Source organism: Rothia nasimurium (genome assembly GCF_004569295.1).
Classification (GTDB): domain Bacteria; phylum Actinomycetota; class Actinomycetes; order Actinomycetales; family Micrococcaceae; genus Rothia; species Rothia nasimurium_B.
In genome coordinates this window covers 1-7,748 of sequence record NZ_SPQC01000069.1, presented here as the reverse complement: position 1 = coordinate 7,748, position 7,748 = coordinate 1, and the positions used below count along the sequence as shown (strand labels likewise).

Sequence of the window (7,748 nt, the reverse complement as noted above, 5' to 3'; positions counted from 1 at the left end):
TCGGCCAGTAGGCGTAGGGCTCTTGTTTTGAGTTCTTGGGGGTATTTGGTGGGCATGGGTGAAGTTCCTTTGCTCTTTTTTGTTTGTTTCCAATGTACGGGGTCGGAACTAAACCCAGTACATATCAGAGTGTGCCAGCACAGCATAGGCTAACTCTCTGTCCTACCCTCTCTCACTTCCACGTGGGTATCTTGGTATAAACCCATTCTTTTGTACACGTGTGGTAATGAGTCATTGAAGGGATTTTGCTGCTCGATAGATACCCATAAGGGGGGTGAGAGACTAGGGGCAGGGGGGCTTGTAGGCTACTTGCTTACTGGTTCGTGATAGGGGGGGGTGGTGAACTCGTTTTTAGGGTTCACCGCCCCCTCTCTTCCCTTAAGGGGTGAAGACCTAGGAGCAAGGCAAAAGAGGGGAAAAGATACGATGACACAGAAGAAGACGATGACAGCAACGGTAGGTAGTGGGCGGAAAGTGCGGGCGGTAGTAGCTGCGCTGGCCGCTGCCCTAGTGCTGATTGTAGGCCTTGTCCTGGCTGGTGGGTTTTTCTCTGGGTGGGTTATCAAGGATGGGCAGGTCTATGCCCCGTATCAGCTACGCCACCCGGATGCAACGGGTGAGGTCTTCGAGCAGGACGGCCAAGAATACTATGAGCCTGTCTATGGGTTCATGGCTGAGAATACTGACCCGACCGCTGGGTTCTCTACTCCGCCGGTGTTGAATCTGACCCCTACCCCTGTGCAGTGTACTGGTGAGGCTCTGGGTGAGGTGGTTCCTGAGCCTGGTTCGTGGGTGGTGCCGTCTTTGTCGGATGGGGCTGGTGGTGTAGCGAGGGGGTATTTTGCTGAGGGGTTGTTTTCTGATGGTATTCCCTCTGCTCCTGGTGGGGTGCTTTCAGCCTTGAGTGCGCCCCTTGGTACTCAAGGTAAGGCGTCTGTGCTGGCTGGGCATGTGAATATGGATTTCCCTGATGACCGGCTCTCGTCTTGGGGTTTGTTGCACTATATCGATGCGTGTGCGCATGTGTATATCACGGATGAGGCTGGTGTGACCCGGGAGTATCAGGTAGCGGTGATTGACACTATCGGGCAGGGGGAGACTGAGACCGACCCGAGTTTGTGGGGCTCTGCTGAGGCGACCCCTGATGAATGGGCTAAGTATGGGGCGGATGAGCTGGTGTGGCTCTTGACGTGTTCGGGTACTTTTGTGGGGGATTCTGGGGAGGGGAACACTTTTCTTTTCCCTTATACGGATAATCTGCGGGTAGGCCTCGTCCCCGTTGGCAGTTGAAGAATCATCAGAATCCTAGATTCATGTAGCAGTTCTACATGCGCGTAGAATAAACAGCAGCCTCTTTTCACAGGCTCACTCCACAAATCAACTTGTATCGAATCCGACGTTGTGGAGAGTGGGCTAGTTAGGAGGTGACGGGTATGTCTCGTAAGAAACGAGCGCAAAAAACAACCTGCACAGGTCTACAGTGGATGCTTCCCACTGCAAAACTTATGCAGGCTGTTGCTCGACTTATTGAGGTTATTATGCGGGTAGTTGACCACTTCGCATAGTAGGCCATACCAAGGGGCGGTTCTTGCAGGTAGCAACTGCAAGGGCTGCCCCTCTTACTTGTATCGGTAGCTAAAGTCTAACACCTCTGTGTGCCTGTTCGTGTCCCCTCTGCCTAAATTCGGTGAAGTTCTTTACGGTGGGAGCGAATGAGGAAATCAAGATTTCCTCGGAGCGGTTTGTGCCGGACTTCCCCCAGGCGCAGAACTTTTTCCAAGACCTCCGTGCTCAGGCGCAGGTACAGCGTTCACGTTTGGACTTTGTTGATAGGACTGAGCAGTGGGCAGGCTGGGTATCCTCTCGTTCGATTGAGCGCATGGAGTATGCCCAGTCGCATGGACAGGTCAAAGCGCTATCTGGTGATTTAGCGTTCGCCCGGCAAGAACTGGAAGAAGCTACGGGTGTGTTCAAGAGTGCTGTAGCGGAACGTGAGAACGCGATTGAGCGGGCGAAGGCCGAGCATGCCCAGCAGGGTTTGTTGAAGCGTGTCTTTGTGCCGAGCTATGCAGTGGTTGAAGCGGAGCGTGCTTTAGCCGTGGCGCAGAGTTCCCCGGTGGTTTCTGATGAAGCTGTGCAGCAGTGCGCTAATCGAGTGAGCGGTCTGGAATCTGAGATTGCAGGTTGGCAGTGTAAGGCTGATGAGGTGACGCAGCTCTTTGGGCAGGCACCGGTGCTAGCGGGCGAGCATAGCGCGGTACTGACGGACGAGGGACAGGTATCCTGCCCTAAGCTCTTTAGCGTGCGAAAGGACGCGCAGGCAAAGTTGAAGGATATGGAGCGCTCGGAACGGTTCTATACGTCTAAGGCGGGGCGAGTGAAGGTCTGGAAAGGTATGACGGATAGGTTTGTGAAGCCTGTGAAGCCGAAGGTTAAGCCAGTTCGTGCGTCGGTGCCGGAGCCTGGTTTTGCGGGTATGTCATTGGATTATGTGCAGCAGGTTCCGGATGATTATGGTTTAGTAATTGAATAATTATTTTCAATAATCTTAACATTTCAATAAAATTTAAATAGCTTCATACGGTGAAGTAAAAGTTTTAGAGGACTACCTATTTTAGGTAGTCCTCTAAAACTTTTACTCATGAATCTGTGGGTTTTTTTCCTTCCCAGAAATTTGTATCCCATAATAAAGAAAATCTTGAAATCATATGAATGCTGTAAAATATTGGCCCACATTCACTGCCGTACATCTCACCATTAGGGTCAGTTGATGCTATACCCCTAATACTAGCTATGTTTATAAAACATACGCATGCTAGTAAAGTAAATCCTAATAAGAAATCAACAAAAAATGCTAAAAATGATAGGGTTGTGAATAATAATATTGCCCATCCCCTAAAATTTCGACCAAGAAAAAATTCATGTGTCCCAAGATATCCTTGCCAGCAAGCAATCTGGTACGCTCTAGATTTTGTTCTTATTAATCTTTCATATCTGAAATTATCTAAATCACCATAATTAGGTACATATTTATCCATAATTACTGATTATACATAACGCAGAGAGAGGCATTCACAGCGAGGCGGGCAGCGAAGACCCCAGGAACGGAATTGGTAAGCTGCTTGACAGCTATATGAGTTGCCATATCCAGAAGTCCCGAAGCTGCATTCTCTGCCAATCCCCGCATCAGCGTAGTAGCAGCATCATGCCAGCGACCTTCTTTGATAAGGAAGACCGTACTAACAACCAAAGTGGGGGAAACCTTGAATCCCGTTGCACCTTCAATCACGCAAGTAGCATATTTGTTCCAGTCTTTGATAATAGCTGAAGTAGATGCTCCACGCTGGAGGCTGTAAAAACTCGAAGAGGTCGGTGCTATAGAGAGGGTTTTGTCATTCAGCATGGTAATTAATAAATCAATATCATGCTGCGTGAATCCAGCCAAAGAGGGGTTCTCTGGGTCTTTCACAAACCATTTACCAGAAGCGTCTTGAACAATAACTTCTGTAAACAGAAATTCAAAATCTTGAGCAATTTTTTCTTTTGTTTCTTCGTAATCAATTCCAGAATCAGCAAATACCTCTTCAGTTTTTGATTCACTTGAGGAAACAGAATGTGAATACCCTATATTAGTCTGAGCCATCGCTGGAGCAACTCCAGACATCGATAGCCCAAACGCTACCGCAAGAGACGCTAGAGAAACTCCAAACTTGCGAACCTTATCGCTGCACATAGCAAAAAACTCCATCGTAGAAACTACAACGTGACTTACGATACATAATAGCTTCAGCTAGCTCAGCTGACAAGGGGCGGCGGAAAAAAATTTTTGCGCTACTTCCCAGCTTTGTTGTAGCGAGTCCTTCCCGAGTGAGTAAGAGCAGACTTTGAACGATAGAGAACCAGCCCCTTAAAGCCCTGGTTCTTACCCTGCCCTGCGCCCTCTTCAACGACTTTTGCGCCGGGGTAGTGTTCCAGCGCCTTTTCTAGCGCAGGACGGAACAGCTCACGGAATTTCACCAAGTCTTGCGTCTGCGACCCGAACTGCGCCGCCAGCTGCTCCCAGCTCACGTAAAGCGGTTTAGAGAGACTAAGAGAGGAGGTAAGCGCATGAGCAAGCAGGGTAAAAAGGTAGCCCGCGAGCTCCGCAAGTGGCTAGCACCCACTGCGAAGCTACTACGGGCTATCGCTGACTTGGTAAACGCTTTCAACGGATAAGTACGAGTTGAAAACGTTCCATGTGCAGGGGCATCTCCTCGGTACTTAGCCGGTCTGAGGGGGTGCCCCGTTTTTGCTATGTGCCTAAGTCTACCTGAAAACCAGGGACACGAACAGGATTAGCTGGCTCGGATGGAACGGGCTATAGCTCTTACCTATTTACCCACTTCTACTAGCTTGTGTTTTCTGCCTGAAATAGCAAGGAACTTATGAGCAGAATAAGATAGAAGTACACCCTCTTTACGGCCCTCCACGGACTAAACCATGCCGAACTGCCGTTGAGAGAGACCAAGAAAAGGGGGTGAGCGTATGAGCAAGAGTAAGGGCATGAAAATAGCCCGCGAAGCTCGCAAGTGGCTGGAACCTATTGCGAAACTTCTACGGGCTATTGCCGAACTCTGGAACGCTATCGACAGCTAAGAGCACGATAAGCGTTTCCTTACGCTAGGGGCATCTCCTCAGTACTTAGCCGGTTCTGAGGCGGTGCCCCGCTTTGCTATGCACCTAAGTCTACCTGAAAACCAGGGACACGAACAGGCACACTTTTATCCAAGTGCCTTGCTCAAGGTTTCGTTGATAATGGCGGTCATATCCCGCTCCTGCTCAAAGGCCTGTTTGCGCAGCTGCTGGTATACCTCTTCATCAATGTTGAACGTAAATTTTCGGGTCGCTGCTGGTGGCTTGCGAAAGGTGCTCTCAGTTCGTGCAACCCCTCTCCCGCTGCTTTCTTTCTTGGTGGTGGCTCTTGCTAATTTCTTCGCTAAATCAGTCATGACTAGGTATTCCTTTCTAAACCATATATACATATATATGGCTATATGGTTTAAGAATTGAGGGCTTTTAAAGTTCTAGATAGTTCAGCAAACAGGTCTTGATACCCACCTAAATCCCCGCTGTGCGTATCGGAAAACCAGAAATTTTGTACCTGCTGTTTGTTGGGGACTTCTGAACTGAATACGGGTAGGTCTTGGGCTTCAATAGCTTCCTTGATAGCTGCATAGGTTTTAGTGGCCCGCTTATCCCAGTGACATAGGAAGAGGGCCGCTGGAGTATCGCCTACAGCTGCTAAGGTGCGCACGGCACGGTTGAAGTCCTCGGGGGCAACGGGTGAGGGGACGATAACGAAATCTGCTAGTTCGATAGCTTCATTGATAACGGCAGGGTCGCCCGGTGGAGTATCAATGAACACCCATTCCTCGGTTGCTTTAGCAAGGGTGCGTGAGAGCATCACGCGATTTACGGGTGTGACCGTATAGCGGCGGATAGGTTCGCCGTTTTCTTCGGCCACTTCTTTCCATTGGGTCGCTGACCCCTGGGGGTCTGCGTCAATGACGAGGGCGCTGTGGCCGCCGCGTCCGGCTGCCTCAGCTAGAAGCATGGCTGTGGTGGTTTTAGCTGCACCGCCTTTGGTGGTGGCAATGGTGATAATCATGTTGTGCCTTTCGGTCTAACAAGGTGTAAACCATATTACTGTATATATGGTTGTATGGTTAGAAATATGTCTTTTACTTGCGTAAACGCTGGATAGTCCACCGGCTCACCCCGTGCAACTGAGCAACCTGTTTGACGGACATACCAGCTTCAAGTGCAGCTAGAGCCGCTTGCTCGGCGTCCTCAGAGAGCTTTTTAGGCCGTCCACCTACCCGCCCCTGTGCCCGTGCGTGAGCTAGTCCGACTCGGGTTCTTTCAACGAGTAAATCGCGTTCCCAGTCTGCAAGGACACCGGCAATGTTGAGAAACATCCGCCCGCCAGGGGTTGAAGAATCTAACCCAACGTCAAGGGCTAATACGTTTATCTCGCGCTCTGAAAGCTCCTTGATGGTTGCCAGGGTGTCGGCCGCTGACCGCCCTAGCCGGTCAAGTCTGGTGACTGCCAGAGTGTCGCCAGGACGTAGGAAGTCAAGGACGGACGTTAGGCCAGGACGCAACGCCTTAGCTCCACTGGCTATATCGCTGTAAATCTTCTGACACCCCTCAGCTGTGAGAGTGTCAGCCTGAGCTTTTAGGCTCTCTTCCTGCGCTGGGGTTGAAACACGCGCGTAGCCAACTTTCATAGCTAGTCTTTCTTCTTGGGGCGACCTGGCCCCGTGAACTGCTCGGTGAACCACTTTTCAATCGTGGCCGGCTCCCATAGGGATTCTTCTTTGCCGTTTTTGCCGATAGCTACGGCGTCCGGCTCCGGGAGGGTATAGCGCGATACGGCGGCCGGGTCTTTGCTCCAAAGATGGGCGATACCGCTGCGCTTGAGAAGTTCACGGGGCATAGTCGTTAGCTGTCCTTTTTGCCTAGATTGTAATATCGGTGAGCTAGGTAGCCTGCTGCTGCGGCTATCAGTAGTGGGGTAAGAGCCTGTGAAAGAACCGCGCTCAGTGCTGCGGTGGTGGCCGCAAGGGTGAACCAGTGTCCTGCGCGGGTGTAGTCATTAGCCTTTTCCATGTTTAGCTCCTGTTCTAAACTGGTAGGGGAGGGTGGGGGCTTGTGTCCCCACCCGGTATAGGTTCAGCTATTTCTTTTTGCTGTTCCTCTTCTTGCTGGTGGCCTTATGTGCTTTGCGGGCTGTGAGGCCACCGGCAATGATTGCTATAGCTGAGACAATTTGAAAGAAGCCGTTACCGAAGTTGGCGACTATCTCAGATAGCTTGTGTAGGTTATCCATAACCTTTTTCCTTTCGGTTGTTCTCGATTCTCTATGCGGTTTCTATAAACATCACCTCCTTGTTGTGATAGTTCTAGTCTACTGAAAAAACCCAAAAATATCAATAAAAATGACAATATATGTGTAGATTTTTTGAACCATACAACCATATAACCATACATGCGGTTATGTGAGTGGTGCAAAAACACTCGGTTTTGCACCACAGGCTAGGGTGCCCCAGAGTGGGGGGGTGAAAATACCTCAAGCATGGTGCAAAACTAGGGGGCAAAACTAAGTGGTGCAAAACTGGATGTGTTCAGCGGTTTTTGCCCCTTATTGTCCTAAGCCTGCTCCCTGCCCACCTCCCAACTAGCCATAACGAACATTCCCTAACTCCCTGCTTACCTCCAACAACCTCACCCGCCCCTAGGTGAGCACAGACCCCCCCGCCTATGCCTCTGAGTCTTAAGCCTCTTCCCTTACCCCTTTCGTACTGGCCCACGGACTTCCAGGGCAAGCAAAAACCCCGCCCTCTGTCGCGTTCTGCGCGTCAAAGAGGGCGGGGTTTTTGCGCGGCAGCCGGTCAAGCGCGGCGCTTGCGCGGGGGTGTGGGGGCGGCGTCAGCCCCCACGGTTAGGATGTTGGTGGAGAATGGCGTCACGGATTTCTGAAATAATCCCTGCGATACCCCCGAGTCCTAGTGCAACTCCTAGAAGTTGAAAATTCTGGAGACCTTCACCCTGTATAAGAGCTATTCCTGCCAAAATCATCGCTATGTAAGAGAGAGTTCGCTGGGTTCGATGCTGTCCTAAATAACGATTCCGCACGCTTGTAGTCCTCCTACGCCCGATAGTGCCTTGGCAATGTCGATAATCTCTTGCTGTGCTGTGCGGTCTGC

At 50.6% G+C, this 7,748-nt stretch carries 10 protein-coding genes; 2 read left to right on the top strand and 8 right to left on the bottom strand.

Going from position 1 to position 7,748, the window contains the following annotated elements; genetic code table 11:
• Positions 1 to 426 precede the first annotated feature (426 nt).
• Together E4U03_RS12075 and E4U03_RS12070 are read left to right on the top strand one after the other, a co-directional pair.
• Positions 427 to 1,290 (top strand): sortase, encoded by an 864-nt coding sequence (locus tag E4U03_RS12075; RefSeq protein ID WP_135013972.1) that lies wholly within the window; start codon positions 427 to 429, stop codon positions 1,288 to 1,290.
• A gap of 412 nt (positions 1,291 to 1,702) precedes the next feature.
• Complete coding sequence (locus tag E4U03_RS12070; RefSeq protein ID WP_135013971.1) at positions 1,703 to 2,533, top strand: hypothetical protein; 831 nt, start codon at positions 1,703 to 1,705, stop codon at positions 2,531 to 2,533.
• 106 nt (positions 2,534 to 2,639) lie between these two features.
• Here the strand turns inward: E4U03_RS12070 and E4U03_RS12065 are convergent, their stop codons facing one another.
• From E4U03_RS12065 to E4U03_RS13005, 8 genes are all read right to left on the bottom strand, one after another.
• Positions 2,640 to 3,038 carry a hypothetical protein gene (locus tag E4U03_RS12065; RefSeq protein ID WP_135013970.1) on the bottom strand — a complete coding sequence of 133 codons (399 nt, stop codon included), beginning with the start codon at positions 3,036 to 3,038 and terminating at the stop codon, positions 2,640 to 2,642.
• Positions 3,039 to 3,040: 2 nt separating this feature from the next.
• A complete protein-coding gene (locus E4U03_RS12060; protein ID WP_135013969.1) occupies positions 3,041 to 3,733 on the bottom strand; it encodes a hypothetical protein in 693 nt (230 codons plus the stop codon).
• Positions 3,734 to 4,760: 1,027 nt separating this feature from the next.
• Positions 4,761 to 4,988, bottom strand: coding sequence for a hypothetical protein (locus tag E4U03_RS12055; protein ID WP_135013968.1), 228 nt, complete (start codon positions 4,986 to 4,988; stop codon positions 4,761 to 4,763).
• Positions 4,989 to 5,038: 50 nt separating this feature from the next.
• Positions 5,039 to 5,647, bottom strand: a complete 609-nt coding sequence (locus E4U03_RS12050; RefSeq protein WP_135013967.1) for a ParA family protein — start codon at positions 5,645 to 5,647, stop codon at positions 5,039 to 5,041.
• A 73-nt stretch (positions 5,648 to 5,720) separates the two neighbouring features.
• Positions 5,721 to 6,269: a recombinase family protein gene (locus E4U03_RS12045; RefSeq protein WP_135013966.1), complete on the bottom strand. Its 549-nt coding sequence runs from the start codon at positions 6,267 to 6,269 to the stop codon at positions 5,721 to 5,723.
• A gap of 2 nt (positions 6,270 to 6,271) precedes the next feature.
• Positions 6,272 to 6,478, bottom strand: coding sequence for an XRE family transcriptional regulator (locus tag E4U03_RS12040; RefSeq protein ID WP_135013965.1), 207 nt, complete (start codon positions 6,476 to 6,478; stop codon positions 6,272 to 6,274).
• Between the two features lie 5 nt (positions 6,479 to 6,483).
• Positions 6,484 to 6,651: a hypothetical protein gene (locus E4U03_RS13010; RefSeq protein WP_167752429.1), complete on the bottom strand. Its 168-nt coding sequence runs from the start codon at positions 6,649 to 6,651 to the stop codon at positions 6,484 to 6,486.
• A gap of 67 nt (positions 6,652 to 6,718) precedes the next feature.
• The gene (locus tag E4U03_RS13005) at positions 6,719 to 6,871 is read right to left on the bottom strand and encodes a hypothetical protein (protein WP_167752428.1); all 153 of its coding nucleotides are present in this window, start codon (positions 6,869 to 6,871) and stop codon (positions 6,719 to 6,721) included.
• Between the last annotated feature and the right edge of the window lie 877 nt (positions 6,872 to 7,748).

Bases quoted from the DNA above. Each gene is read 5' to 3' on its own strand.
- E4U03_RS12075 (WP_135013972.1), top strand. From the start codon at position 427: ATGACACAGAAGAAGACGATGACAGCAACGGTAGGTAGTGGGCGGAAA.
- E4U03_RS12065 (WP_135013970.1), bottom strand. From the start codon at position 3,038: ATGGATAAATATGTACCTAATTATGGTGATTTAGATAATTTCAGATAT.
- E4U03_RS12060 (WP_135013969.1), bottom strand. From the start codon at position 3,733: ATGTGCAGCGATAAGGTTCGCAAGTTTGGAGTTTCTCTAGCGTCTCTT.
- E4U03_RS12055 (WP_135013968.1), bottom strand. From the start codon at position 4,988: ATGACTGATTTAGCGAAGAAATTAGCAAGAGCCACCACCAAGAAAGAA.
- E4U03_RS12050 (WP_135013967.1), bottom strand. From the start codon at position 5,647: ATGATTATCACCATTGCCACCACCAAAGGCGGTGCAGCTAAAACCACC.
- E4U03_RS12045 (WP_135013966.1), bottom strand. From the start codon at position 6,269: ATGAAAGTTGGCTACGCGCGTGTTTCAACCCCAGCGCAGGAAGAGAGC.
- E4U03_RS12040 (WP_135013965.1), bottom strand. From the start codon at position 6,478: ATGCCCCGTGAACTTCTCAAGCGCAGCGGTATCGCCCATCTTTGGAGC.
- E4U03_RS13010 (WP_167752429.1), bottom strand. From the start codon at position 6,651: ATGGAAAAGGCTAATGACTACACCCGCGCAGGACACTGGTTCACCCTT.
- E4U03_RS13005 (WP_167752428.1), bottom strand. From the start codon at position 6,871: ATGGATAACCTACACAAGCTATCTGAGATAGTCGCCAACTTCGGTAAC.